The following is a 389-nucleotide window of genomic DNA, read 5'->3' on the forward strand; positions in this document are numbered from 1 at the left end:
CGCATCGGCGATCAGACCAACACCCACTTCCTGCAGGCGGTTCTCGACGAGTTTGGTGCCTTCGACACGGTGCTGGACGACGGTGGGCACACTCCGAAGCAGATGATCAGTTCGTTTCAGTATCTGTTCCCCCGGCTCAAGGCCGGTGGTGTGTACGTTGTCGAGGACGTCTGCGCCAACTATTGGACGAGCTACCGTGACCAACCCGAGTCGTTCATCGATTTCACCAGGTGGCTCATGGACGCGATGCACGCGCCCTACATGCGCATGAACTCCGTGTTCCAGATCATGGAGGGGCACCAGAAGCGCCTGCGCCATGTCGAGGTGCCCTATGCAGCAACTATCATCGACAGGATCGAAGTCTTCGACTCGGTGGTGGTGATCCATCG

1 pseudogene is annotated in these 389 nt (G+C 58.6%); it reads left to right on the plus strand.

Going from position 1 to position 389, the window contains the following annotated elements:
* Nucleotides 1-389, plus strand: a pseudogene (locus J1M64_RS19300) (class I SAM-dependent methyltransferase); the annotation flags it as partial.

Source organism: Dietzia sp. KRD202, from assembly GCF_017168155.1.
In the GTDB taxonomy this organism is placed as follows: Bacteria; Actinomycetota; Actinomycetes; order Mycobacteriales; family Mycobacteriaceae; genus Dietzia; species Dietzia kunjamensis.